At 57.3% G+C, this 25631-nt stretch carries 19 protein-coding genes; 16 read left to right on the top strand and 3 right to left on the bottom strand.

Features of this window, described 5'->3' with window-relative positions; genetic code table 11:
• The first annotated feature begins 43 nt into the window (after positions 1-43).
• Positions 44-1618, top strand: coding sequence for an ABC transporter substrate-binding protein (locus AAIE04_RS10490; protein WP_498576897.1), 1575 nt, complete (start codon positions 44-46; stop codon positions 1616-1618).
• 230 nt (positions 1619-1848) lie between these two features.
• Positions 1849-3459 (top strand): hypothetical protein, encoded by a 1611-nt coding sequence (locus tag AAIE04_RS10485; protein ID WP_498576896.1) that lies wholly within the window; start codon positions 1849-1851, stop codon positions 3457-3459.
• On the opposite strand, the gene AAIE04_RS10480 is transcribed toward AAIE04_RS10485, so the two are convergent.
• Positions 3456-4124 (bottom strand): prepilin peptidase, encoded by a 669-nt coding sequence (locus AAIE04_RS10480; RefSeq protein ID WP_498576895.1) that lies wholly within the window; start codon positions 4122-4124, stop codon positions 3456-3458. The genes AAIE04_RS10485 and AAIE04_RS10480 overlap by 4 nt on opposite strands.
• A gap of 426 nt (positions 4125-4550) precedes the next feature.
• On the opposite strand from AAIE04_RS10480, the gene AAIE04_RS10475 reads away from it, so the two are divergent.
• A complete protein-coding gene (locus AAIE04_RS10475) occupies positions 4551-6062 on the top strand; it encodes a YchO/YchP family invasin (RefSeq protein WP_019452901.1) in 1512 nt (503 codons plus the stop codon).
• Here AAIE04_RS10475 and narL read toward each other — a convergent pair.
• A complete protein-coding gene (narL, locus tag AAIE04_RS10470; protein ID WP_019452900.1) occupies positions 6059-6709 on the bottom strand; it encodes a two-component system response regulator NarL in 651 nt (216 codons plus the stop codon). The genes AAIE04_RS10475 and narL overlap by 4 nt on opposite strands.
• Before the next feature lie 10 nt (positions 6710-6719).
• The gene (gene narX / locus AAIE04_RS10465; RefSeq protein ID WP_498576894.1) at positions 6720-8504 is read right to left on the bottom strand and encodes a nitrate/nitrite two-component system sensor histidine kinase NarX; all 1785 of its coding nucleotides are present in this window, start codon (positions 8502-8504) and stop codon (positions 6720-6722) included.
• A 352-nt stretch (positions 8505-8856) separates the two neighbouring features.
• Between narX and AAIE04_RS10460 the strand changes: the two genes are divergently transcribed.
• The 13 genes from AAIE04_RS10460 (at position 8857) to AAIE04_RS10400 (ending at position 25563) form a co-directional block, all read left to right on the top strand.
• Positions 8857-10251 carry a NarK family nitrate/nitrite MFS transporter gene (locus AAIE04_RS10460; protein ID WP_498576893.1) on the top strand — a complete coding sequence of 465 codons (1395 nt, stop codon included), beginning with the start codon at positions 8857-8859 and terminating at the stop codon, positions 10249-10251.
• Positions 10252-11024: 773 nt separating this feature from the next.
• Positions 11025-11927, top strand: coding sequence for a winged helix-turn-helix domain-containing protein (locus AAIE04_RS10455; RefSeq protein ID WP_498576892.1), 903 nt, complete (start codon positions 11025-11027; stop codon positions 11925-11927).
• Between the two features lie 179 nt (positions 11928-12106).
• Positions 12107-13069: an NAD-dependent epimerase/dehydratase family protein gene (locus tag AAIE04_RS10450; protein ID WP_063918522.1), complete on the top strand. Its 963-nt coding sequence runs from the start codon at positions 12107-12109 to the stop codon at positions 13067-13069.
• A gap of 173 nt (positions 13070-13242) precedes the next feature.
• Complete coding sequence (gene wecA / locus AAIE04_RS10445; protein ID WP_498576891.1) at positions 13243-14292, top strand: UDP-N-acetylglucosamine--undecaprenyl-phosphate N-acetylglucosaminephosphotransferase; 1050 nt, start codon at positions 13243-13245, stop codon at positions 14290-14292.
• Between the two features lie 45 nt (positions 14293-14337).
• Positions 14338-15471 carry a polysaccharide export protein gene (locus AAIE04_RS10440; protein ID WP_063918521.1) on the top strand — a complete coding sequence of 378 codons (1134 nt, stop codon included), beginning with the start codon at positions 14338-14340 and terminating at the stop codon, positions 15469-15471.
• A 27-nt stretch (positions 15472-15498) separates the two neighbouring features.
• A complete protein-coding gene (locus AAIE04_RS10435) occupies positions 15499-17682 on the top strand; it encodes a polysaccharide biosynthesis tyrosine autokinase (RefSeq protein ID WP_019452893.1) in 2184 nt (727 codons plus the stop codon).
• A 4-nt stretch (positions 17683-17686) separates the two neighbouring features.
• On the top strand, positions 17687-18985 hold the full coding sequence (locus AAIE04_RS10430) for a flippase (RefSeq protein WP_063918520.1): 1299 nt from the start codon (positions 17687-17689) through the stop codon (positions 18983-18985).
• Positions 18966-19814 (top strand): ATP-grasp fold amidoligase family protein, encoded by an 849-nt coding sequence (locus AAIE04_RS10425; protein ID WP_019452891.1) that lies wholly within the window; start codon positions 18966-18968, stop codon positions 19812-19814. The genes AAIE04_RS10430 and AAIE04_RS10425 overlap by 20 nt, the downstream gene beginning before the upstream one ends.
• Positions 19815-19820: 6 nt before the next feature.
• Positions 19821-20975, top strand: a complete 1155-nt coding sequence (locus AAIE04_RS10420) for a hypothetical protein (protein ID WP_498576890.1) — start codon at positions 19821-19823, stop codon at positions 20973-20975.
• A gap of 3 nt (positions 20976-20978) precedes the next feature.
• Complete coding sequence (locus AAIE04_RS10415; RefSeq protein WP_019452889.1) at positions 20979-21884, top strand: glycosyltransferase family 2 protein; 906 nt, start codon at positions 20979-20981, stop codon at positions 21882-21884.
• Between the two features lies 1 nt (position 21885).
• Positions 21886-22941, top strand: coding sequence for a glycosyltransferase family 4 protein (locus tag AAIE04_RS10410; protein ID WP_498576889.1), 1056 nt, complete (start codon positions 21886-21888; stop codon positions 22939-22941).
• Between the two features lie 7 nt (positions 22942-22948).
• Positions 22949-23692 (top strand): glycosyltransferase family 2 protein, encoded by a 744-nt coding sequence (locus AAIE04_RS10405; protein WP_029988798.1) that lies wholly within the window; start codon positions 22949-22951, stop codon positions 23690-23692.
• Between the two features lie 11 nt (positions 23693-23703).
• Positions 23704-25563, top strand: coding sequence for a carbohydrate binding domain-containing protein (locus tag AAIE04_RS10400; protein WP_074054879.1), 1860 nt, complete (start codon positions 23704-23706; stop codon positions 25561-25563).
• Positions 25564-25631: the final 68 nt, after the last annotated feature.

The raw sequence follows: 25631 nt of genomic DNA, 5'->3' as shown, positions 1-25631 counted from the left end.
ACTCGAAATACAACGCAACCGCGTGATTGTGGAGAGTGTATCGATGAAACGGTTAATTCCAACTTTGTTGTATGGCGCGCTGGCGGCCGCTTTCGGTGCGCAGGCCGCCACCCCGCAAGACACCCTGGTGGTGGTCAGTTCGCTGGAGGGCATTATCAGCCTCGATCCGGCGGAGAGCTTTGAAACCGTCAGCTCGGCCAATTTGGTCAACCTCTATCAGCGCCTGGTGGCGCCGGATCGCGCCGCGCCGCAAAAGCTGGCACCGGACGCCGCAGGCAGTTGGCAAGCGGGCGCCGATGGCCGCAGCCTGACTTTTACCCTGAAACCGCAGCAACGCTTTGCCTCTGGTAATCCGTTACGGCCTGAGGACGTGATTTTCTCACTGGTGCGTGCGGTGAAGCTGAACAAGGCGCCGTCGTTTATTCTCGCCGAGTTTGGTTGGACGCCGGATAACGTTGAACAGCAGCTGAAGAAGATCGGGGATGACCAGGTGCAGCTCAGCTGGCCGGCCAATATCGGCAGTGAGCTGGCGCTGCGTCTGCTGACGGCGAATGTGGCTTCGATTGTGGATGAGAAGCTGCTGAATGAGCATGCGCAGCAGGGGGATTACGGCAACGCCTGGCTGCGCAGTCATTCCGCCGGCGGCGGCCCGTATCGGGTGAGTAACTATGTGCCGCACGAGGCGCTGCTGTTTGGCCGCAACGACTATGCGCCGTCGCCGGCTCGGCTGAAAACGGTGCTGTTCAAGAATGTCAGCGACGCCGGCACCCGCCGCCTGCTGTTGCTGAAGGGGGATGCCGACGTGGCCTACGATCTGGGCGCCGACCAATTCGACTCGCTGAGCAAGGCGCCGGGCGTACGCATCGAGCAGGCCGATGCGCCCCGGGTGTATTATCTTGGTTTCAACACCGGCAGCAAAGACAACCCGGCGCTGGGCAATCCGGCGTTGTGGCAGGCGGCACGCTGGCTGGTGGACTATCAGAGCATCGCCGAGCGGTTGCTGAAAGGGCAATACCGGGTGCATCAGGCCTTCTTGCCGCAAGGATTGGACGGTGCGCTCAACGATCGGCCGTTTAAGCTCGACGTGGATAAAGCCAAACAGATCCTGCGCGATGCCGGCATCGCTGAAGGCACGCGCATCGACCTAATCGTCATCAATCAGCCGCCGTATACCGATATCGCCCAGGCGCTGCAGGCCAGTTTTGCGCAGGCCGGGCTGCGGTTGGATATCCATCCGGTGGTGGAAAGCGATCTGTGGGGCAAAATGCGCGGCCGCGATTTTCAGGCGATATTCACCTATTGGGGCGCCGACTACCTGGATCCGAACACCAACGCCAGCGCATTTGCTTATAACGTGGCCGACGGGCCGAAAACCCTGGCCTGGCGTACCCAGTGGCGCATACCCGCCATCAGCGCGGAAACGCGCGCGGCGGCCGCGGAGGGCGACAACGCCGCGCGCAGCGCACGCTACGTTACGCTGCAGCGGGAACTGCAGGCCAGTTCGCCCTATGTTGTGGCGCTGCAGGGGCAAACGCTGGTGGCATTACGCAACAACGTTCAAGATGCTCGGGTGGATATCGCCAACAGCATGCTGTATCTGGACCGGGTGAGTAAGTAGCGACCGCGCCGCGCGCCTGGCCGGGCTTCTGGCGCGCCAAAGGCCGACAGCGTGTGAAGTCGCGTGCTGTTGCAACCGCGAAACGCGAGATGTTGTATCAAGGTGAAATAAAATGAAATTTCATAACGTGCTCATGTGGCGGTGATAGATTGGCGCTGAAAGGTGGCGTTATTTACGCCTTTCAGCGCGGTCGTTCGCAATGATGCGAACACATCACGTCAGGAGAAATTATGGACAATAACGAAAACGTTCCAGTACAGCGCGCAGCAACCTTGCTCGCCACCGGTGAGGTTGTGACGCCGGAACAGTTTTATCAGGACAGCGACGGAAGCAACTGGGGGCCGGCGATCAACAAAGCGGCGGAGGCGGCGTTGCAAGCAGGCGGTACACTGTCTCTGGGGAAACGGGTATATACGGTCGCTGGACATGTACTCATTCAGACGACAACGGACATCTACGGCGGCATCGGTCTGCGGGTGGTCGGATTGGGGCGAGCGACCAAAATCGTCAAGACTGCGGACAGCAGTTACACCAATGAACAGGGTGAAACGAAGAAAGCGGTAATCGTAGTGAAAGGATTCGCCAATCTGACGCTGCACGGCTTGACGCTGCGGGATGATACCGGCGTAGACGACACCCACGGCGTATGGTTTAGCGATCGCAATATGACGAAGTTCGATATCCGTGATATCTACACCAACGTCGGCGGTTATTCGCTGTTTGTCTCGGGCGACATGTTCATTAACTGGCTGGTGAATGTGCAGATGGAGGCTAACGCCAGTCGCCCGGGCGATGGGGTGTTGTGGATGGACAAGTCCGGCACCACCAACTTTATCGATGGCCTTTATGCTGCGCGTGCCAAGGGTACTGCGTTCAGAATCTCAGGGTTTTACTCTACTGTCGGCTCGTTGGCTGCGGATGACTGCATCGGCGATATCTACTATTTCAAAGATTTTAACGGCACGATCAATTCATTGGGCTGCGAGAACCGCAACACGCAGCGCGCCGCCAATGTCAGCGTGCTGTCCACCAACTTTGCCCAAGGCACAATAGGCAATATCAATATCCAGGACGCGCAGAACGTGGAGAGCGGCGGCGTGTTGTGCCGATTCATCAACGAATCCCGTTGGGATATCGGCCAGTTGAGTCTTTACAGCGGTTCGACGACTCCCTTCCCGGTGGCGATCGCCGCCTGCAACAACAATACCGAGGTGACGTTCAGCAACGTATACAACGGCGGCGTAGCGGTAGCCGGCAAAAGCACCGTCGACGTCACGTCATTTTTGAGCGGAGTTGAGGTGATGAACAGTTTGGGGGAGCGGGGGATAGCGCCTTCCGCCACCAGCAATCATCTGCCACGCAATATCTCGAAACAGCAATCGTGGACTTTTTTAGGCACCCTGACTGCGCCGGATCGGCAACCCACAACGCACATTACTCTGCAACAGGGAGTAAGCACCAAAGTGCTGGCGTGCGATTTGTATATCACGTTCGATCTGTCTTCGCAGGCCGCCGCCTTTGTCGTCAATAAAGGCAGCTATAGCGCGAAAGGCGCTTTTATGCTGCGGCGCATCGGGCCGCTGAGCTGCGAAATATATTACCGCGTCGAGAAGGACTTTGGTTTTGGCAGCTATCAGGTGCAGACTACGCGAGGCAGCTATTGGCGACCGGATGGCGGATCGTTAAACGCACCGCCATCCGATGCGCTGGAAATCCGCAGCGATGAGGTGCTCTCCACGACCAGGCTCGCGGCGATCCAGCCCCTGGCCAATCCGACAACGGCCAGCACGGCGGAAGTGGCCGGCGTGCTCAATCGACTGATCGACGCGCTGAAGAACTAACCGAACAACGCCGGCATATTTGGGTCGGCGTTCATCATCAGCAACAGCCAGCCGGCGGCCGCCAGGGCGATGCCGAAAGGTTGCGGTGCGCGCCAGGCGCGGCGGTTGTGCAGGCCGTGCGCCAATGCCGCGCCGAGTCCGAATACTGCCGCCAGACAGACCAGCAGCGGCAATGCCGACCAGCCGAGCCAGGCGCCCAGTGCCGCCAGCAGCTTGAAATCGCCCTGGCCAATGCCGTTACGCCCCCGCACCAGCCGATAGAGCGCGTTGAGCAGCCACAGTGCCCCGTAACCGGCGGCGCCGCCGATAACCGCGTCGTCCAGAGGCGCCCAGCGAGCGTCCAGGTTGCACAGCAGCCCACCCCACAGCAGCGGCTGAGTCAGTCGGTCCGGCAACCAGCGATGACGCCAGTCCAGCCACGCAAGGGCGATCAGCAGCGCCGCCGCCGCCGGCAACCATAACCGCTGCGCCGCCGGCAGCTCGAAAGGCAGCGCCGCCACAGCCAAACCCAGGGCCGTCAACAGCAGGCTGCGGCGACGTAATGTCGGCGGGGTGGCGCGTGTGGCTACCGTTCGCTCCAGCCGGGTGATGAGTGCGGAGGCGCCCAGGCCTGCCGCCAGCAGCGCGGTGAAAAACAGCGCGTGCCACAGTAGAGAAATTAACATCAGGACTCCGCCAACCGTAAAACAGGCGTTTAAAATAACGGCAAAATGCTGATTTCATCGGAGTGAAACGCGGCTGCCTGCGGGGAACGCGCGATAGCACGCATCGGCACTGTGCTGATTACATGGCAGTGCAACGCCATGCGCGGCGGCGCGCAGAGGCTGGCGTACTTTTTATCGGCAAAATCGGCGCTAAAATGGCGTGAATTCACCCGATGGCTGAAATGAAAGGGTAAACCGCGTAATGTGACGTCGTCACAAAAGAGGGATTAGGGGTTTATCCTATTGTTTCTTCTCGTCAAGCCGTTAGGCTTTAGGGTAGAGGCGCACCCGCCTGGTCGGGGCGTGAGGTTTTTCAGAACTGTCGCGGGAAGGCGGCGGCGCAGCAGTGGGTTGGCGTGCTCCAGGAAGGAGGGAGCTAACGGTGTCATGAACGACGTCATTCAGGCAGTACTCAACAAGACCAAAAAACGATTCTGGCGCCGGCGTCAGACGGCGTGGCTGGCCGGGCCGCTGATGTGGCTGGCCGGAGCGGCGCCCGCGTGCGCCGAGTCCCCACCGGCGCCGGACAGCGTGATCCCTTCCGAACAGACCGCCGCGGATCCTGCCGCGAATTTGCCCGAGCTGGGCGGTGCGCCCGACGACGCGGCGCGCGAAAAGCAGTGGGCCGAGATGGCCAAGCAGCTCGGTGAACAAGAGTTGAACAATGTGTCTCGTCAGCAGATGCGCAGCCGCGCTGAGGATTATTTGCTGGGCCAGGCGACCGGCGCGCTGCAGCAACAGGCGCAGGAGCTGCTGTCTCCGCTGGGGACCGCCCGGCTGTCGCTGAAGATGACCGGTGAGGGCGACTTTACCGGCAGCAATGGCCAGCTATTCAGCCCGCTGTACGACGTCGACGGGCTATTGACCTACAGCCAGATCGGCTGGCTGCAGCAAAGCGCCGGGGCGCTGGGCAATTTTGCACTGGGGCAGCGCTGGATCGCCGGCGATTGGCTGCTGGGTTACAACACCGCGCTCGACAGCGATTTCGCCCGGCAGCGCAATCGCGGCAGCATCGGCGCGGAGGCCTGGGGGGACTATCTGCGTTTCTCCACCAACTATTACTACCCGCTGTCGGCGTTGTCGCAACAGCCCGGCGATGGGGTGTTCTTCAGCCGTCCGGCGCGAGGCTACGACATCACGACGCAAGGCTATCTGCCGTTTTATCGCCAGATCGGCGGTTCGCTCAGCTATGAGCAATATCTGGGCGATAATGTCGATCTGTTCGGCAGCGGGAAAAAGCAAAACGATCCGCGCGCCATGCAGCTGGGGCTCAATTACACCCCGGTGCCGCTGGTGACGATGAAGGCGTTGCATAAGATTGGCGCGGGCGGCCAAAGCCAGGATCAGGTTGAGCTGGCGCTGAGCTATCGGCTCGGGGTGCCATTGGTGAAGCAGATTTCGCCGGAGTATGTGGCGCAGGCCAAGTCGTTGCGCGGCAGCCGCTACGATCCCATCGAGCGTAAAAATGTGCCGGTGCTGGAATTCCGTCAGCGCAAGACGCTGCAGGTGTTCCTGGCTACGCCGCCGTGGAACCTGCAGGCGGGAGAGACTGTGCCGCTGGTGCTGGAAATCAAGGCGTTGCACGGGATTTCTCATGTCAGTTGGCAGGGGGATACGCAGGCGCTGAGCCTGACGCCGCCGCACAACGCCAACGATCCGCAGGGCTGGACGGCGATCGTGCCGCCGTGGGATGACGCGCCGGGTGCCGCCAACAGTTACCGGCTGTCGGTCACGCTGGAGGACGACAAGCAGCAACGCGTGACGTCCAACTGGATCGAGCTGAAAGTGGCGCCGCCGCTGACGGCGAGCGCCGGCGATGGCGAGGACCTGCCGGCGATCCAAACCCTGACGCCGCCGCCCATTCCGGCGCAAACCGGGCCGTTGTACGGGGAAGATTAACCGTTTTTACCCTGCAGCACCCACACGGCGGCCTCGACGCGGGATTTCAGCTTCATCTTTTTCAGCAGGTGTTTGACGTGCACCTTGACGGTGCTTTCCGTGATGGTCAGGCGGCGCGCGATCAGCTTGTTCGGCAGCCCCTGGGCGATCAGCTTGAGAATATCCCGTTCGCGCGGCGTCAGCTGCTGAATATCGCGCTCGGCGCTGGGGCGGTTTTCACGCAGGCTGGCGGCGAGGATCGGCGTCAGCGTTTCGCTGAGCACCATCTGCCCGGCGGCCGCCTGATGCAGCGCTTTCAGCAGCTCCTCCGGCTCCATGTCTTTCAACAGATAGCCGTCGGCGCCGCGCTTGAGCGCGCTGACGACATCGTCTTCATGGTTGGATACGCTGAACACCACGACGCGCCCGGACAGGTCGGTCTGGCGCAGGCGATCCAGCGTTTCCAGCCCGTTGATGCCGGGCATGTTCAGGTCGAGCAGGATCAGATCCGGATCGTGCTGTTGCGCCAGTTCCACGCCTTGCTCACCGCTGCCGGCTTCGGCGATAACCTGCAGGCGAGCGTCCATGCCGATCAGCTGTTTTACGCCGTTGCGCAGCATGGGATGGTCGTCGATCAGTAAAATTGTGGCGGCGGTTTCTGTCGTCATGGTGTCTCCGTTAGTCGATGGCGTGGTTATCCGGCGTGAAGCTGACTCGCACTTCGGTGCCGCCGCCGCTGCGCGGTAAAATGTCGCAGCGGCCATGCAGGCTCTTGGCGCGATCGCGCATGATGATCAGGCCGTAATGGTCGGGGCGGGACGTCTCGGCCGGCAGGCCGCGTCCGTTGTCGCAAACGCTCAGGGTCACTTCGCCCCGTTTATTGATGACCTGAATGCTCACCTGGCTGGCGGCGGCGTGCTTAAGGATATTGCTGAGCGCCTCGCGGGCGATCTGCAGCAGATGAATGGCCTGATAGGCGGGCACCGTGCGCGGCCCTAGCTGGTAATCGAGGTTGATGGTCAGGCCCAGTTTGGGATTGAACTCCGCCACCGTCGATTGCAGCGCCGCCAGCAGGCCCGGTTCGGTCAGCTGCAGGCGGAAGGTGGTCAACAGCTCGCGCAGCTGGCGGTAGGCGCCGTTCAACTCTTCACGCATCTGTTGCACCAGCGTCTGGCTGGCGGAAGAGAGCGTTTCGCCCTGCATCTGCAGGCAGGCGATCTGCATTTTCAGGCAAGAGAGCGATTGAGCGATGGAGTCGTGCAGTTCGCGAGCGATCGCCGCCCGTTCCTCCATCAGCATCAGCTGTTGCTGGTGGTCGACCTGGCGTTCGATGGCCAGCACGCTGGTCAGTTGCTCTACCAGAGTGTTGATCAGTTGGCGGTGCTCATCGTTCAGCGGCTGTTGCGGCGCATGCTGAGCCACGATCACGCCGTAGTCGCCGAGTTTGTCGCTCAGGCTCCAGCTCAGCGACGGGTTATCGGGATGCTGGCGATCGCTGTCGTTCAGGCAGGCGCTGCACACCGGGTTGTGGCAGTGCTCCGGCCGCAACGGCTGGTTGCCGCTCAGCTGCAGCAGCGGTTCCCGGCTGTCGTTTTCATACAGCCGCACCTGGATGGCGCGCAGCGGCGTCAGGGTTTGCAGTTGGTTGAGCAGCGGCGTCAGGCGGCTGCATAGCGGTTCGTTGGCGTGCAGCTGGCGGCTGGCGCGATAGAGGAAGCTCAGCACTTGATTTTTCTGCTGCAGGTCGGCGGTCTTTTCGGCTACGCGTTGCTCCAGCCCGCTGTAGGTGGCAGACAGCTCATCGGACATGGTATTCAACGCGCCGCCGAGCGAGGCCATTTCATCCTGGTGTCCGCGCTGGGGAAAGCGGCGGCTGAAATCGCCGCGGCCCACCGCTAACGCCATCTCTACCAGTTGCCGCCAGGGATGCAGCAACCGGCGGCGCAGGTAGCAGGTGGTGCCGAACAACAGCAACAGCGTCAGTGCGATGAAGCCGGCCTGCACCAGCGTCACCATCAGCAGGCGGCGCTCGGTTTGCCGATCGATGTCCGATACCAGCTTGTCCAGCAGCTGCACGAAGTGCGCCACCTGCGGTGCGGCATCGGCCGGGCGCTGCGCGCTGCGCAGGCGAGGCTGCAGAGTCTGCTGCCAGTAGTCGCGCAAGGCGACGAAAGGCTGTGTCAGCCCCTCTTGTTCCACCGAGCGCTGCAGGTCTGGGCTGTTTTCGTCGCGTTCGAGCTCCTGAATCAGAATTTCGTGCCGCGCGTCCAGCGGCACCTGCGCCAGCAGGCGATAGCTTTGCATACGCAGCGAACCGGCCTTGTTGATGGCATGCGCGTTGCCCTGAATGCTTTGCGACATCCAGGCGGAAATGCCCATTCCGGCCACGCCCAGAATGCCCGACAGTAACATCAGCAGGGCGACCTGATTCACGATCGAAAGCGGGGCCAACAGGCGTTTCATAAGTCCGGATTCCTGGCGTTTAGCGCCGCTGAAGCTCAGGGGCGAAGGCGGCGACGGGGATAAAAAAAGTAACGATTCAGCCATATTTTTGATTATCCCTGAGCATAACCACATACCTCGAATGAAGTACCCATTAGTTTCCAGTGACGTGGCGAGCCGGTAAAAACAAGGAAGTGATGTTGATCAAGTTATTGATTTTAGGTTATTTAATTTTTTGTTTGCCCGTACCCCTAAGGGGATGAAGGCGCCGTTTACGCCGCCAACTACTTGCATTCGGGTTGATGTACATCAACTTTGCCGCCGGGGCCGCCCCCTAGGGTGTGCGGAATAATCCCCCGTGTCTGAGGTTTTTATGTCGCAACTTGCAACGCCTTCATCAAAGAAAACCGGCGCGCTGATTCAGGACTGGCGCCCTGAAGACAGTGCTTTTTGGCAGCAACGCGGCCAGCGCATCGCCACCCGCAATCTGTGGATTTCCATTCCCTGTCTGCTGCTGGCCTTCTGCGTCTGGATGCTGTTCAGCGCCGTCGCGGTCAACCTGAACAAGGTCGGCTTCAACTTCACCACCGACCAGCTGTTTCTGTTAACGGCGTTGCCGTCGGTCTCTGGCGCTATTTTGCGCGTGCCGTATTCGTTCGTGATCCCGCTGTTCGGCGGCCGTCGTTGGACCGCTATCAGCACTTGCTTCCTGCTGGTGCCCTGCCTGTGGCTGGGGTTCGCGGTGCAGGACAGCAGCACACCGTACAGCGTGTTTGTCGTCATTTCCCTGCTGTGCGGTTTCGCCGGTGCCAACTTTGCTTCCAGCATGGCCAACATCAGTTTCTTCTTCCCGAAAGCACGCCAGGGCGGTGCGTTGGGGCTCAATGGCGGGTTGGGCAATCTGGGCGTCAGCGTGATGCAACTGGTTGCGCCGCTGGCGATCTCTTTCAGCCTGTTCGGCCTGTTTGGCGGCGCGGCGCAAAATCAGGCGGACGGAAGCCCGCTGTGGCTGGAAAATGCCGCCTGGATCTGGGTGCCGTTCCTGTTGATCGCCACGCTGGCGGCCTGGTTCGGCATGAACGATCTGGCGGCGGCCAAAGCGTCGCTGCGCCAGCAACTGCCGGTGCTCAAACGCGGGCATCTGTGGATGCTGAGCCTGCTGTACCTCGCGACCTTCGGTTCCTTCATCGGTTTCTCCGCCGGTTTCGCCATGCTGTCGAAAACACAGTTCCCGGATGTGGTGATCCTGCACTACGCGTTCTTCGGTCCGTTCCTCGGGGCGCTGGCGCGGCCGGTTGGCGGTGCGTTGTCTGACCGTTTCGGCGGGGTGCGGGTCACGTTGATCAACTTTGTGGTGATGGCCGTTTTTGCCGCGCTGCTGTTCCTGACCTTGCCGGACGCAGGGCAGGGCGGTTCATTCATCGCCTTCTACGGCATCTTTATGGTGCTGTTCCTCACGGCGGGGCTGGGCAGCGGTTCGACTTTCCAAATGATCGCCGTCATCTTCCGTAAAATCACGGTCGAACGCGTCAAAGCGGCCGGCGGCAGCGACGAGAGCGCGCAGCGTGAAGCGGTGACCGACTCCGCCGCCGCATTGGGCTTTATCTCGGCGATCGGTGCGGCCGGCGGCTTTTTCATTCCGCAGGCATTCGGCACCTCGTTGGCGCTGACCGGTTCGCCGGCGGGGGCGATGAAAGTGTTCCTGGTATTCTATATCTTGTGTGTGGTCATTACCTGGGTGGTGTATGGCCGTAAGAAAAAGGCCTGAGCACCAAACGATTGTCTCAATTCCTCCCCGACAGGGGAGGGATATTTCGCTCATACCGAATCATCTCTCCTCGCCTTCTCAGTGAAATTTTCTGCCTTTAGGTAAAATTCTCATCTCCGCTTGCCGTTTTTTTCTTTTTTTATAGCCATATCTCTCAATGTAGGAATGTCTTCTCACAAACGGATTATATTATTTGCACGGTTTTTTCTTTTTGTTGAGAGTATTCTTACATTAAAATATTAATGCCATCGCCGCAGGTTAAATGAAATTTCTGGGTGGGGAAGGCATAATTAGTGCGATTGTTATAAAATCATCAATAGGGATTTGTCTTAGATGCTAAACTTGCTGGAATGAATGAGTGTTGGAGTTAAATCAGATAACTCTCATTCTGTTTTTTTCGGCTTTTTGTAGTCTATCTGCCAACCAGATTAAGTGGGAAAATAGGATGAATTCACATCACGGAATGAAATTTCACAATTTTACTCGATTAACAATTAAACGACATTGTTAGTTTTTCTTTTTTAAATCAATGAGGTGCCAGGTTGGATTTTACGGCGGTCATGAGAGAAATCCATGTTACCAACAGGGGAAAAGAGTCGTCTGGATAAACAGAACATCCTTAATCAGGCTTAATGTAAAAAATGAAATCAGAAAATTTTTATAAAAGCCAATATCCGATGAATGCAACCTGTTGAGTTTACATTTAATTTCTTGAACATTTTTTGATATTTCTATACAAAGTGTGCAGGACAGGCACGCTAAGGAAATTAAAAGTGAATCTTGATAAAAGAATAAAGATTAGGAATCTCGATGTTCTGACTCCTGCCGGGGAGAAATTTCGTCTGCGTTGGAAAGAGTATCAAATCCTTTCGCTGCTTGTCGCCAGATCCCCCGAACTGGTTACCCGAACGGAAATTATAGAAAATATCTGGAAAGGGACTTATTGTTCAGATTCAACGATAAATCAAACAATTAAATCCATTCGTCAGAAAATTAGCGACACCGAACATACGCTTATCAGAACCATTCCTCGCTTGGGTTACAAGGTGGAAAATCAGGCGGTTTTTCACTTTATATCTGAAGATGAAGACTACGTCGGTAATGATATATTAAACGGCGATGATGATATTAATGTTGATATTCAAGCGGAACTTTCTGAAAGTGTAAATGGAGCGCCTGAAACAAACGATGAGAAAATAGTTAAGCAACGTAAATCGACACTGGTTTCAGCGCCTCTCGCGGCAGAGACGCCATCCCAGGAAACACCGGCGTCTGAAAAGAAGCCAACATCGGGGCGGCGCTTTTTCAGCATGCCCGCTAGCCGCGTAGTGAAATACCTGACGGTATTCGCTTCTTTACTGGTCATTTCACATTTTTCATATGTGTTGGGCAACCAAACCCGCCCGCCGGTGATCAATGATATTCAGAATAACACGCGCGTCGTGTTGACGTTGACGCTGAACAACCCTCATACCAATAGCCCGCAAACCCTGTTCTGCCTTTACCAGGGAGAGAGCATGGAGCAGGCGACCATTGAATGTGTCGATCCTAAGCAAGGCCAGATTAAGCTGCCGGTAAAATATGAGGCCTTTTCTATGCCTGGTAAAGGTCGGATTAATCTCATATTGCCCAATAAAACCTTGCAATATCAAGTTGCTTACGATGTTAAAAATTAGCACTGAATGAGGTTTTATCTTTAGCGATAATTTCACATTTAATGAAATCTTTTATTTCATTATTTGTTATTTGAAAGCCTGATTCGATTTGTCCAGTCTGAATCTCATTACCTAACGCGTATTAGCGTCCTGTCTCAATGTTGTGACGGGAATAATGAGAACCTGCTGAGTGACAAATTATGGATAAGCGTAAAGTAGCTATTATCGGGGGGGCCGGTTTTATCGGAACGCGCCTGGCGAAACGTCTCAGTGCACGCGATGATCTGACGCTGATCATCGTGGATAAACGGCCCAGCGAGCACTTTCCGGCGCTCTACCAGTACGGTGATGTGACTCAGCCCGAGACCTTGCAGCAACCGCTGACGGGCTGTGACGCCATCATTAATCTGGCTGCGGAGCATCAGGACAATGTCGACCCCATTTCGCTCTACTACCAGGTCAACGTCGAAGGTGCACGCCATGTCTGCATGACCGCTTCCGCGTTGAATATCCGCCAAATCATTTTCACCTCATCGGTCGCCGTTTATGGTTTCGTCAAACAAGAGACTGGCGAAGAGGGGCGTTTCGAACCCTTCAATCACTACGGCAAATCCAAGCTCGAAGCGGAATACGTTTATGAAGCGTGGCGCAAAGCCGATAGCGAAAACAAGCTGACCATCATTCGCCCGACGGTGGTATTCGGCGAAGGGAATCGCGGCAACGTGTATAACCTGTTCCGTCAGATCGCCAGCGGCCGATTCGTGATGATCGGCAGCGGCAATAATATGAAGTCGATGGCGTATGTTGAAAATATTGCCGCACGGTTGGAACACGCGCTGGATCAGCAATCCAGCTATCAGGTCAGCAACTACGTTGATAAACCAGACTTCACGATGAATCAACTGGTTGAGGTTATTTCCTCTTCTCTTGGTCGTGAAAATAAGACGATTCGCATTCCCTATGCAGTGGGAATCTGCGGGGCGACCGCATTAGATGTTGTGAGTAAAATAAGTCGAAAAAAATTCCCAATCAGCCGCGTCAGAGTGCAGAAATTCTGCGCCAGAACGCAATTTAAAACCAATGTGAAGAATGATTTCGTAGCGCCGGTGGAACTTGATTCGGCCATCGAAAGAACCATTAAACATGAGTTTTCTGACCGATAACTTAACCGCACGCTGGCGTTATTTATGTATTTCCGCCGACAAGCGGATAAATCTGCATTTTCAGGATTAACTCATGCTGACTTATATCCTGGCAGGATCAATTTTGTTTTTGCTAATAGCGCATTGGGAGCTGTAACTCAAGGGCGGTAGCGTGCTTAATCGCTGGAGGAACGATGTTATATCAACTGAGCGTGATATTTGTGCTGGCGGTCGCCTGGGTGCTTATTGCCCGTCGGGCCGCTTTGGCGGTGGGGTTAGTGGATAAGCCCAATGCGCGCAAGCAACATCTGGGGCATATTCCGCTGGTCGGCGGCATCGCCGTATACCTGACGTTGACGCTGATGACGCTGTGGCAACCCGCCTGGCTGCCCGACAGCACGATCTACCTGCTGTGCGTCACGGCGCTGGTGGTGTTGGGCGTGCTGGATGACCGCTTTGATCTGCCCGTGGCGCCGCGCGTCATGGTGCAGGGAGGGATCGCGCTGGCGATGATGCTGGCGGCAGGGATGCAACTCTCCTCTCTGGGCTATGTCTGGGGGCATCAGGAAGTGATGCTCGGCTATGGCGCGCTGCTGCTCACGCCGCTGGCGGTCTGGGGAGCGATCAACGCCTACAACATGGTGGATGGCATCGACGGGCAACTGGGCGCCTTGTCCTGCGTTACCTTCGTCGCGTTGGCCGTTGTGTTTGGACTGGGCGGGCGGGAAGACCTGGCGCTGTGGTGCCTGGGCCTGCTCGTCGCGCTGGCAGCTTATCTGCTGTTCAACCTGAGCCTGTTCGGCGCGCGTAACAAAATCTTTATGGGCGATGCCGGCAGCATGGTGATTGGCTTTAGCGTGCTGTGGCTGGTGCTGTTGGCGACGCAGGGGCCGCAGGCGGTGATGCGCCCGGTCACCGCGCTGTGGCTGATCGCCATTCCTCTGATGGACATGGTGACCGTGATGGTGCGCCGCCTGTTGCGTCGCCAAAGCCCATTCAAAGCGGGCCGTGACCATCTGCACCATATTCTGATGCGCCGCGGGCTCAATGCGCGCCAGGCGCTGGCCATGAGCACCATGCTGGCGGTGACGCTGGCCTGCATCGGCATCTGCAGCGAAGTGTTGAAGCTCCAGGAGAGCCTGATGCTGGTGGCGTTCCTGTTCTGTTTTTGCGGCTATTTCGCCATGCTGCGCGAACCGCAGCAGGCAACGGTGCTTAGCGACAACCCGACCGTTGGTCGCTAATCCTCTCACGGGCTGCGACAGCAGCCCGTCTATCACGGTAACCCCATGAATTTTCATTTGCCTCTTTTGATGCCGTTGGTCTGTACCTCCGCGCTGTTGAGCGGTTGTACGGTGGTCCCCGGCTCGCATTTACCGACCAGTGGAAAAGCCATCGTCGTGCAGCAAGACGACGATTTCGATTTGAACAACCAGGTACAGGTCTATCGCATGTCGCCGATGCTGCTGCAGAAAATGCGGCGCATAGAACCGGTCGCCCGGCCGAACCCGGCGCTGGATCGGCGGTTGCAGAGTTATCAATACCGCATCGGCGTCGGCGACGTGTTGAACGTCACCGTCTGGGATCATCCCGAGTTGACCACGCCGGCCGGGCAGTACCGCAGCGCCAGCGACACCGGCAACTGGGTGCATGCGGATGGCACGATCTTTTATCCCTATATCGGGCGCGTGGCGGTGGTGGGCAAGACCGTCACCGAAGTGCGCAGTCTGATCGCCGGCCGTCTGGCGCAGTATGTGGAAAGCCCGCAGGTGGATGTCAGTATCGCCGCGTTCCGCTCGCAGAAGGCTTATGTCACCGGCGAAGTGAAAACCTCCGGCCAGCAGGCGATCACCAACGTGCCGCTGACCATTCTGGATGCGATCAACGCCGCCGGCGGCCTGACGGACAACGCCGACTGGCGCAACGTCGTGCTGACCCATCAGGGCAAGGAGCGGGCCATCTCGCTGCAGGCGCTGATGCAGCGCGGCGACATCAGCCAAAACGCGCTGCTGCAACCGGGCGATATCCTTTACGTCCCGCGCAATGACGAGTTGAAAGTGTTCGTGATGGGCGAGGTGGGCAAACAAACGACGCTGAAGATGGACCGCAGCGGCATGACCCTGACCGAAGCCCTCGGTTCTTCCGAAGGGATCAGCCAGACGGTGGCGGATGCGACCGGGGTATTTGTGATCCGACCGAGCGGCGGCAAACAGCCGCAGCGGTTGGCGACGCTGTACCAGTTCGATCTTTCAGACGCCAGCGCGCTGGCGATGGGCGCTGAATTTCAGCTGCAACCTTACGACGTCGTGTACGTCACTGCGGCGCCGGTCGCGCGCTGGAACCGTTTGATCAGCCAGCTGGTGCCGACCATCAGCAGCTTTAACGATCTCAGCGAGGCTACCTTGCGCGTGCGCAACTGGTGAGTCCGCAGGATGAACAAGGAACAGAAAATGAAAAACAATGCGCTGTCCGTTATGGTGGCCGAACAAGATGAAAAGCTGGAGTGGGAGCGCCTAATCGGGCCGCTGTGGGATAACCGTTGGCGGATCGCCGCCGTGACCGGTTTGGCCGGTGTGCTGGGCGTGGTCTACGCCCTGTTGGCTACCCCGGTGTACCAGGCCACGGCGGTGGTGCAGGTGGAGAAGCAGCTGTCCGGCGATTCGCTGCTGCGCGAAACGCTGGACAGCTCGATGATGGGGCAAAGTTCGGCGACGGAGGATGAGGTGACGCTGGTCAAGTCGCGCTACGTGCTTGGCAAAACGGTGGACGCCCTCGGCCTGACGGTGCGCGTCAGCCCGGACTATTTCCCGGTATTCGGCAAAGGCTTTGCCCGGCTGAGCGGCGAAAAACCGCCGGTCCTGGAGATTGCCACGCTGACGACGCCGGAGGACATGCTGGACGAAGCGCTGACGCTGACGGTGCGCGACGGGCAGCATTATGAATTGAGCCATGACGGCGACAAACTGTTCAGCGGCGTGGTCGGGCAGGCGGTCGCACAGGGCGGATGGAACATGACCGTTTCGGCGCTCGATGCAGCGCCGGGCGCCAGTTTCACCGTGGTGAAAGTCGCGCGTCAAAAAGCGGTGGATGAGCTGCGCAAATACCTGGACGTGGTGCCGGGTGGCAAGGACAGCGGCATCATGACCTTTACGCTGCCGAGCGAAGATCCGCAGAGCGCCGAGGCGATGTTGAAGAACATCACCGACAACTATCTGCAGCAGAACGTGGATCGCAAAACGGAAGAAACGCAGCGGATGCTGGCGTTCCTGCAACAGCAGCTGCCGCAAACGCAAACTTCGTTGAACAACGCCGAAACCCAGCTCAATCAATTCCGTCAGCAAAACGACTCGGTGGATCTGTCGCTGGAAGCCAAATCGGTGCTGGATACTCAGGTGCAGCTCGAGGCCCAACTCAACGAGCTGACCTTCAAGGAAGCGGAGATCTCCAAACTCTATACCCGTGTGCACCCGGCTTACCGGGCGCTGTTGGAAAAGCGTGCCACGCTGGAGGCGGAAAAGGCGCGGCTGGGTAAGCAGGTGCAGACGCTGCCGAAAATGCAACAAGAGATCCTGCGCCTTACCCGCGACGTGCAGGTGGATCAGCAGGTTTACATGCAGTTGATGAACAAGCAACAGGAGCTGAGCATCAGCAAGGCCGGCACGGTCGGCAACGTCCGCATTATCGACGAAGCGGAAACCGCTATCCGGCCGATTAAGCCGCAAAAGGTGTTGATCGTGCTGTTGGCGCTGTTGCTGGGCGCGGCGGGCACCGTCTCGGTCGTGCTGTTGCGCGCGGCCTTCCATCGCGGCATCAATGATATCGATACCCTTGAGAGGCGGGGCATCAACGTCTACGCCACCGTGCCGCTGTCGCCGTGGCAGGTGAAGCGCAACCGCGAGCAGCGCCAACTGTTGCCTAAATCCGGCGGCCGACGTTTGCCAATCCTGGCGGTGGCCGAGCCGACGGATCTATCGGTGGAAGCGATCCGCAGCCTGCGCACCAGCCTGCATTTCGCCATGATGGAGGCCAAGAACAACATTCTGATGGTCTCCGGTGCCAGCCCGGAAAGCGGTAAGAGCTTTACCAGCACCAACCTGGCGGTGGTGGTGGCGCAGGCCGGGCAGCGGGTGCTGTTGATCGACGCCGATATGCGCAAAGGCTTCCTGCACCGCTGGCTGGCGGATGATGGGCATCAGGGCCTGTCTGACCTGCTGGTGGGCAACGTGATGGCGGAACAGGCGGTGCGGAAAACCGCCATCGCCAATCTGGACTTCGTGCCGCGCGGCCAGGTACCGCCGAACCCGTCCGAACTGCTGATGCACCGCCGTTTCGCCGATTTTCTGCGCTGGGCCGGGCAAAACTACGATCTGGTGTTGATCGATACGCCGCCGATTCTGGCGGTGACGGATGCGGCGATCGTTGGCAACCACGCCGGCACCTCGCTGCTGGTGGTGCGTTTTGAGGTGAATACCGTCAAGCAGATCGAAACCAGCATGCGCCGTTTCGAACAGAATGGGGTGGGGATCAAGGGCGTGATCCTCAACGGCATGGTGAAGAAGGCGGCAACCGACATGAGCTACTACAACTTCGCCTACCCAAGCCATCGGGAAGATCGCCCGCAGGCAGGGGAATAAGCGGGTGAAGGCCATTATCACCAATGCCCTGTGGCTGATGCTCGAACGCGTTTCGCTCAGCCTGTCCGGCATCTTCGTCTCCATTTACGTTGCGCGCTATCTGGGGCCTGCACAGTTTGGCGCTCTCAACTATCTGTTGGCGACGATTGCCATCGTGGTGCCACTGGTGCAGTTGGGCGCCGACAGCATCATTTTCAACCGCGTCGCCCGCCGACAGCCGAGCGGCATTCGCCTGATGCTGGCGTCAATACGCCTGCGCCGTTGGCTGTTCCTGGTGGTAGCGCTGCCGATACTGACATGGAGCTATTTCAGCCAATCGCCCGCCAGCCAACTGATGACGCTGTTGCTGCTTGTCAGCGCCTATTTCTCGATTCAGGACGTGTACAAGATTTATTACGATGCCCGCCTCCAGTCGAAACGCAATACGCTGATCAACAACCTGGCGCTGCTGCTGTCGATCGGGCTGCGGCTGGCGCTGGTGAGTGCCGCGCTGCCGCTGGTGTGGTTCGCGGTACCCTACATCCTCAGCAGCGCCGTACCTTACCTGGCGCGCCTCTGGTTATTCCGTGGGGAAGCGGCGGCCTCGCCGCAGGTTACGCCGCGCCAGGCCGGGCGCTATGGCCGTTATTTGCTAAAGGTGGGCCTGCCGTTGGCCATCTCCAGCCTGTCGATAGTGATCTATACCCGCATCGATCAAATCATGCTGGGCAATCTGGTCGGCGAGCAGGCGGTAGGTTGGTTCAGTGCCGCCACCACCCTCAGCCAAGGCTGGGTTTTCGTGCCGATGGCGCTGATCACCTCGTTGATGCCGGGCATTGCCAGCTGTCGCGATCCGTTGGAGCAAGAATACCGTATACGGGTGCTGTATTTGGTGGTCTTGGGCCTATCGTTGCCGGTGTTGCTGGGCCTGTGGTGGTTCGCCCACCCGGCCATTGCGCTGCTGTACGGTGCCGCTTTCCAACCGGCCGCCAGCATCCTGGCTATTTGTACGCTGACCTCGTTGTTCTCGGTAATGGGGACAGTTTCTTACCGCAGCATCGTGCTGTTCGCCGGCTATCGCTTTATCGCCATCAAGATGCCGTTGGTGGCAGTGGCGAACGTGGTGATGAATCTGCTGCTGATCCCGCGCTACGGCCTGATCGGCGCGGCGGTGTCTACGCTGCTGGCGGAATTCATTTCGTTCTTCGTGCTGAACAGTTTATTCCGTGGCGGAAAAATTACCCGACTGCAGCTGACCTGTTTTTACTGCTTGCCGCGTCTTGTCAGCAAATTAAGGAGAGAACATGTTAAACATCCTGGTTAAAAACATTTCCAAGCGCCTGCCCGATGCCTGGCACCATCAGGTTAAATACGCGCTCTATTTCAAGAAGCTGCCGCACCTGTCAAAACCGACCGGCTTCAGCGAAAAGATCATGCGACGCAAAATTTACCCGCGCAGCATCTACACCACCTTGTCGGACAAGTTCAAGGTACGTGAATTTATCGCCGGTCTGTGGGGCGAGGAGTATCTGGTAGAGCTGTATGCGCATGGCACCGAGCTCAGCTACGACATGTTCAGGCAATTGCCCAACGCCTTTGTACTGAAGGCCAACCACGGCAGCGGTTATAACCGGTTGGTGTTCGACAAACAGCAGGTTAGCTACGCGGAGTTGTACGATCTCAGCAACGCGTGGATGCGCAGCAACTTCTACGAGCAGAGTCGCGAAAAGCATTATCTGGATATCGAACCCTGCATCATGGTGGAGCGCCTGTTGCTGGATGGCGAGCAGGTGCCGAACGATATCAAGTTTCATTGTTTCAACGACAATCATGAAATTCGCATGTTCATCCAGGTGGATTATCAGCGTTTTGGCACTCATCGGCGCGATATTTTTGATATCGACTGGAACCGCACCGAAATCCGTATCAGCTTGCCGAATGCCGACGAACCGATGCCGCGTCCTACGCGGTTGGACGAAATGACGCGTTTGGCTCGCCAGGCAGCGCAGCAGTTCTCTTATGTCCGTGTGGATTTCTACCAGATCGGCGAGAAGGTGTATTTCGGTGAGTTGACGTTTACGCCTGGCGCGGGGCTAAGCAAGCTCATGCCGAAAAACATTGAGCAGGAATGGGGCAGTTATTTTACTGAGTAAACACTTATGCAAAGAGTCGCCTCCAATTTTCAAATGCATGCCAATGCCGGTTATAATCAGTCACGGGATTTAGTCAATCAATCCATCGTATTGACCTTTCTGCTGATGTTTTTCGTGAAAACTTTCCTGACCTCGGGATCGTTCAACAGCGAGCTGATTAATAAAACCGTGATGGGGCTTAATGGCCTGATGTTGCTCTATGTCGGTTATGCATTTTTTATCGCTACGCTGGCGGAAAAAGCGGTTGCGGGTTTTTTGGCTCTGTTGTTTCTGGTTAATATTGCCACCGGGCATGGCGATTATCTTTTTGGCGCGGTATTCAGTACGGCGGTGATAATTTTATTTCGCCGCATAGACATGGGACGTGGCGCTGAAATGTTTGCCATTGCCTTTGTGGTGGCAGGGTTGCTGATGGTCATTCCCTATACCTTTTACACCAATGGATTTGTTTATCTTGATGAGCGTTACGGCAACAGATTAACGCTGGGTTTCGATAACCCGAATACCCTGGCGTATTATTCTTTTGCCTTGTTCGCCACCCTGCTGTGCCTGATCGACCATGCGAAATTAACGCGTGGAATGAAAAATATCGCGTCGTTGGCGGCGTCGACGTTAATTCTCCCGGTGCTGATGTATTCCTATTCGCGCACCTGTTTTATGCTGGCGTTGTTGATGTTATTGCTGTTTTGGCTGGCGCCGCTGCTGCGTGTCGCCCCCAATAGAAAAGTCTGCATCGTGCTGACGTTGATCATTATCGGCTTTCAATTCGCCAGCGTTATGCTCTGGGGTAGCAATCCGGCATTGGACGTCCTCTTGAACCAGGCGTTGACCGGGCGAGTCTGGTTCTCCTGGCAGATGTTTCAGGCGGTGGGACTACCCAATCCTCTGTTCGGTATGAATATAGAACCTTATAAACCCGTCGATTTCTTCTTCATTGCCATGTTTTATTCGGCCGGTGGCATCGCCTCTGTTGTCATGCTTTTCTGTTATTTTCACCTGTTGGGTAACATGCGCAAACTGAGTCGATTCATGCGCTGGGTGGTGGTGGTTTTCCTGTTAACTACGTTGACGGAAACCTATTTTTTGGTCCCGGTATTTAACGTGTCGTTATTGTTGCTTTGCCGTGGAAAAGAAATGATAAATTCTAAATTAGAGGGCTAAGAAATGGATTTCTCGATCGTGATCCCTATTTATAATAGTGCACGTTATCTGCCTAAAACTCTGAAGCGGGTTTTCAACGCTTGCCAGGGGTTCGACTATCAGGTGATTTTGGTTGATGATTGCTCTGACGAGGATGATATCAAATATATTCGCCAGATAGCAGCGACCAATAGCAACGTGATGTTGCATGAGAAAAAAAAGAAGAGCAATGCGGCGGTATCGCGTAACTTAGGTATCAGGTTGGCGCAATCGGAGATCGTGTTTTTTCTCGACTCTGATGATTACTTCACGACCAACTATATTATTCGCCGCATGAATAAACATGAAGATCGCCAGATTGATATTATCTTCGGTAACTATGCGGAGGTGAGCGGCGATTCGGTACGTGACTTCAACTTCAACTACAAATCCGGTTCTTCCGGCGAAGATTTCCTTTTTCTGGAAATGGGTGATATCCGTTCATCCACCATCAGCATACGTAAAAAAAGCGATCGCCGCTTTTTATTTCCCGAATTCCTCAATAAGCATCAGGATTGGGGCTTTTTAGTCAATGCCACCAATTTGGGCGCGCATGTGGCACACGACGCCGGCGGAGGGGTGTTTCTCGACGTAGGACGCTACGGGCGCATGACGGCGAAGCTAAATTTGGAGGCCAGCGATCGCTTTATCAATACCTTTCTCAGCCCCAGCGATCGCCATATCAGCGGATTCGCCTGCAAGCACCTGCTGGCCTCGCTGTATTCGGAGAACGCCCAGGCGTTCAATTATTACTCGTCGCGCATCGTGCGGCACAGTCTGAGCGGCAAGTTCAAGATGATCAAATGGTATGGCGATTGTCTGGCGCGGTTGGGGTTGTTCTCGGTTGGCGGCCGGCTACTGCGCAATGTGCGCCAGGGATTCAGGAGATGATATGCAACCACGCAAGGTAATCATCGTTATCGAAAATATAGCGGGCAAGGGCGGTACTGAACGGGTCGCCAGCGGCTTGGCCAATGCGCTGGCACGTCTGCCGGGTTACGAGGTGGCGGTGTTTTCGCTGTTTGGCGAGCGGAGCTTCTTTCCGTTGGTGAGCGACGTCCGGCTGCGCTGCGGCGGCGGCGATTCGCTGTTCTGGCCATGGCGGCTGGCGATGGCCCTGCGGCGTGAACGCGCGGACGTGATCATTACCGTTTCCATGGGGAAACTATCGGTGGTGATGACGCCTTTTCTGCGTTTGTTCTGTGCCCGCAGCCGGCTGCTGTTGAGTGAACACGTCAGCTTTCACCAGTATCCACGCGTATTTAAGTGGTTGAAGTTGCTGGTTTACCGTCTGGGCGACCGCGTGATTTTCCTGACGCAGCAAGATAGCGACGCCATCGCTCGCTGGGTGGGGGCCGGGAAATGTCGGGTGATCGAGAACGTTTCACCGTTCGGCACGCAGGCGCCGACGCCGGCGCTGCAGAACAAGGTGGCGCTGGCGGTGGGGCGATTGAGCAATCAGAAAGGCTTCGATCGTCTGATCGCGTTGTGGCGAGGAGTGGCGGCGCAGGTGCCGGATTGGCGGCTGTTGATTATTGGCGACGGTCCAGAGCGCGACGCATTGCGGCGGCAGATTGAAGACGCCGGGTTGGAGCAGCAGGTGAGCCTACTACCGGCCACCGCCGACGTGGCGGCCTATTATCGCCAAGCCAGTCTGTATCTGATGACTTCTCGCTATGAGGGGTTGCCGATGGTGCTGATCGAAGCCATGAGTTTCGGCCTACCGCTGGTGGCCTACGACTGCAAGACCGGCCCGGCCGAGTTGATAGACGACGGCGTCAACGGCTATCTGGTGCCCGATGACGACGCCGCCGCCTTCAGCGAAGGGGTGATCAAATTGATGCTCGATCCGGGTTTGCGCGAGCACTTTTCTATTGCCGCGTTAGAGAAGTCTCGTCGTTTTACCCCCGAACGTATTTATCCCCAGTGGCAACAGCTCACCGAGTGAGGACAGTATGGAAAAGATATCCGTGATAATGCCGGCCTACAATGCTGCGAACTCTATTAAAGAGTCGATTTTAGGCGTGCTGAACCAGCGATTTACCGATTATCACCTGTATGTGATCGATGATGCGTCTACCGACGATACTGCCGAGGTTGTGCGGCCGTTTATCCACGATCGCCTCACCTATATACGTAATGAGCATAACCAGGGCGTGGCGGAAACGCGCAACATCGGCATTGAGGCGGCGAAGGGCGACTATATCGCCTTCTGTGACAGTGATGACGTATGGCTGCCCAACAAGCTGTCGCGCCAGGCGAGCATTTTGCAAACCCGCCGCTATGACGTGGTGTGTTCCCATTATTACACCTTCGAAGACGACCTGAAATTGGTCAAAAACACCCGTGGTGCGGATGAGCTTATTGGCTATCAGGACATGTTGAAAAGCAACTGGATCGGCAATCTCACCGGGATCTATAACCAGAAGCGCATCGGTAAGGTGTATCAGCAAAAAGTAGGCCATGAGGACTATTTGATGTGGCTGGCGGTGCTGCAGAAGGCGCGCAACGGCCTGGCTTACTGCATTCCTGAACCGCTGGCCTGCTACCGATTGTCTACCCATTCGCTGTCGGGCAACAAAATCCGCGCCGCAGACTGGCAATGGCGGATTTACCGTCAGCATTTGGGGCTGTCTTACCAGAAATCCTGTTATCTGTTCGCCACCTACCTGTTCAATGCCGTGGTGAAAAGGAAATGACCATGAAGGGGATGTATCAGAGGGTGGCTCTGGTCTGTTGTGCCTGGTGGAGTGCTTCTGCTCTGGCGCAGAGCTGCCAACCCAATCTGTTGGCCAACCCCGGCTTTGAACAGGGTCTCAGCGGCTGGCGTGCGCAAGGCGCGCAGGCCGACGGCGATACGCACAGCGGCCGTGGAAGTCTGCGTTATGACAATGCAGATGCCGCGCAGTACCGCACCTTCAGCCAGATGCTGCGGGTTGTGCCCGGTCAGACGATCGATTTCGGCGTCTGGCTCAAGACCCATGGCGTACGCGGGCAAAGCCGCGACGGTGGTGCCGGGGTTTATCTGCAGAGCTTCGATGCGCAAGGGCGCTTTCTGGAAGGCAGCTACCCGGCAGGGGTGACCGGTGACAGCGGCTGGCGGCAGGTGAGCGCCAGCTATACCGTGCCGCCGCAGGCGGCGCGAGTCACTTTTGGCGTCTATCTGCGCAAGGGGAGCACCGGTACCGCCTGGTTTGATGACGCCTATGCGTGTGCTCGAGCGCCTACGCCGGCGTTATATCAGCTCGGCGCGTCGACACAGGGGAAAGTCGACACGCTGCTGGTTACTCCGCAGCCGCAGCATTTGCAGGTCGACAGCGAATTGCTCAATGCCGCAGGGCAGGTTGTTCACAGTAGCCGCGACCGTTATCAGGTTGAAGGGCAGCGCCGTATCGAATATCAACTGCCGACTGGCCTGGCCCAGGGGGAATATCGCCTGCGTCAGCAGGTCACCGGGCAGCAGTCCCAGCCGGTACAGGGTAGCGAGCTGTCTTTTCGCGTCGGGCAGCCTGCGGCCAAAGTGGCGATCGACAGCGAAGGCTTTACCCTGCGAGATGGTCAACGACTTTTCCCGTTGGGCATTTATGCCAACGTGGCTACCGATGAGCATTTGGCGCGCATCGCATCGGCGGGATTCAACACGGTGCTGAACTATGATTATGGGGAAAAGAAAGATCCTTACACCTTTTTCCGCAACGCACGCAACCGCGGGCTGCTGGTCATTTACTCCGTCAAAGATCAGTACAGCGGCAGCCGTTTCGCTCCGGCCGTTCGCGGTGGCGACTACGCGGCGATGACGGCCTGGTACGTGCAGCGTTTGCGCTCTCAGCCCAACCTGCTCGCCTGGTACATCAACGATGAACTGGGGCCGGAATATCTCGATAAGATCGAGGAAAAAAACCTGCAAATAAAGCGGCTTGACGGCGATCATCCTACCTTCCAGGTGTTGAACAAAACCGGGGAGTTGGACGCCTACTTTAACAGCAGCGACATTTTGGCGACCGATCCTTACCCGGTGGGGAACGATAGCGATCTGACGCGCACCACGCGTTATACCGCCCTGACGGTACAGGCCGCCCGTCAGGCTCGCGGGGCTTGGGTGGTGATGCAAATCATGGATCACGCCGCTTATGACGCTCGCCGTAGGCCACATCCACCGTCAGAGGCGGAAATTCGCAATCAGGCCTGGCAGGCGCTGATCGGCGGCGCCAAGGGACTGTTGTTTTATTCTTATACCGATCTGTTTTACAAGCGCAAAACCGGCCGCTTCGACCAACGGGAGTTTGACGCTACCTGGCGTGGTGTGGCTGCCGTGTCGCAGCAAATCGCCGCCTTCACCCCTTATCTGCTGACAGGAAAATCGACGCCGCTGGCGGGAAGCGACCCTCAAATGCCGGCGCGGATGTTTATTCTGGGCGATCGCGCCTTGCTGCTGGTAGCCAACCCCTATTATCGAGAGGGGAGCACCCGATTGCGCCTTCCGGCGGGCTGGCGGCAGCAGGGAGGGGGGGCGGAGCTCATGCTGGCGTTGCCCGCCGTGGGCACCGCGACGCTGTGGCTTCAACGCTGAAAGCATCGAGTGAACGTCACGCGGGAGGTTTCTCCCGCGTCCTACCCCCAAATACCTCGTCTTGCCTC

This window comes from Serratia sp. Ae19-1, from assembly GCF_059801225.1.
This window is presented reverse-complemented; position numbering and strand designations above follow the sequence as displayed.

Bases quoted from the DNA above. Each gene is read 5' to 3' on its own strand.
- AAIE04_RS10405 (WP_029988798.1), top strand. From the start codon at position 22,949: ATGGAAAAGATATCCGTGATAATGCCGGCCTACAATGCTGCGAACTCT.
- AAIE04_RS10460 (WP_498576893.1), top strand. From the start codon at position 8,857: ATGTCGCAACTTGCAACGCCTTCATCAAAGAAAACCGGCGCGCTGATT.
- AAIE04_RS10420 (WP_498576890.1), top strand. From the start codon at position 19,821: ATGCAAAGAGTCGCCTCCAATTTTCAAATGCATGCCAATGCCGGTTAT.
- AAIE04_RS10475 (WP_019452901.1), top strand. From the start codon at position 4,551: ATGAACGACGTCATTCAGGCAGTACTCAACAAGACCAAAAAACGATTC.
- AAIE04_RS10485 (WP_498576896.1), top strand. From the start codon at position 1,849: ATGGACAATAACGAAAACGTTCCAGTACAGCGCGCAGCAACCTTGCTC.
- AAIE04_RS10415 (WP_019452889.1), top strand. From the start codon at position 20,979: ATGGATTTCTCGATCGTGATCCCTATTTATAATAGTGCACGTTATCTG.
- AAIE04_RS10490 (WP_498576897.1), top strand. From the start codon at position 44: ATGAAACGGTTAATTCCAACTTTGTTGTATGGCGCGCTGGCGGCCGCT.
- AAIE04_RS10450 (WP_063918522.1), top strand. From the start codon at position 12,107: ATGGATAAGCGTAAAGTAGCTATTATCGGGGGGGCCGGTTTTATCGGA.
- AAIE04_RS10425 (WP_019452891.1), top strand. From the start codon at position 18,966: ATGTTAAACATCCTGGTTAAAAACATTTCCAAGCGCCTGCCCGATGCC.
- narL (WP_019452900.1), bottom strand. From the start codon at position 6,709: ATGACGACAGAAACCGCCGCCACAATTTTACTGATCGACGACCATCCC.
- AAIE04_RS10435 (WP_019452893.1), top strand. From the start codon at position 15,499: ATGAAAAACAATGCGCTGTCCGTTATGGTGGCCGAACAAGATGAAAAG.
- AAIE04_RS10480 (WP_498576895.1), bottom strand. From the start codon at position 4,124: ATGTTAATTTCTCTACTGTGGCACGCGCTGTTTTTCACCGCGCTGCTG.
- AAIE04_RS10410 (WP_498576889.1), top strand. From the start codon at position 21,886: ATGCAACCACGCAAGGTAATCATCGTTATCGAAAATATAGCGGGCAAG.
- narX (WP_498576894.1), bottom strand. From the start codon at position 8,504: ATGAAACGCCTGTTGGCCCCGCTTTCGATCGTGAATCAGGTCGCCCTG.
- AAIE04_RS10440 (WP_063918521.1), top strand. From the start codon at position 14,338: ATGAATTTTCATTTGCCTCTTTTGATGCCGTTGGTCTGTACCTCCGCG.
- wecA (WP_498576891.1), top strand. From the start codon at position 13,243: ATGTTATATCAACTGAGCGTGATATTTGTGCTGGCGGTCGCCTGGGTG.
- AAIE04_RS10400 (WP_074054879.1), top strand. From the start codon at position 23,704: ATGTATCAGAGGGTGGCTCTGGTCTGTTGTGCCTGGTGGAGTGCTTCT.